Origin of the sequence: Duganella violaceipulchra, from assembly GCF_019166075.1 — a bacterium.
GTDB lineage: Bacteria > Pseudomonadota > Gammaproteobacteria > Burkholderiales > Burkholderiaceae_D > Rugamonas > Rugamonas violaceipulchra.
Map to the genome: position 1 here is coordinate 1 of NZ_JAHTGR010000156.1, position 354 is coordinate 354.

Consider the following 354-nt stretch of genomic DNA (forward strand, 5'->3'; position numbering starts at 1 on the left):
CCGGCCAGGGCGCGCAGCTCGGCGCTGAGGGCGGCGGGCAGGGTCAGCGCGACGCTGGCGCCGGCGTAGCGCTGCACGGCCGGCCGTGGCCGGTCGGTGGGCAGGGCCAGCAGGGCGGGGGCGCCGTCGAGGTGGGCGCGCCACCAGCCGGCTTGCTGTTGCAGCACCGCGCCGCTGAGCCACTGGCGCTGCCAGGCGGCGTAGTCGGCGTACTGGATGGACGGGGCCGGCAGCGGGTCCGGCAAGCCCTGGCTGAAGGCGGCGTACAGCGCGCTCACTTCGCGCACCATGATGCCGATCGACCAGCCGTCGGAAATGATGTGGTGCTGGGTCAGCAGCAGCACATGCTCGTCG

At 74.6% G+C, this 354-nt stretch carries 1 protein-coding gene; it reads right to left on the reverse strand.

What is annotated here, in order from left to right; all coding sequences use genetic code 11:
* Positions 1 to 354, reverse strand: a 354-nt coding sequence (locus KVP70_RS33455) for a condensation domain-containing protein (RefSeq protein ID WP_229225272.1), incomplete at both ends; no start/stop codon positions are given.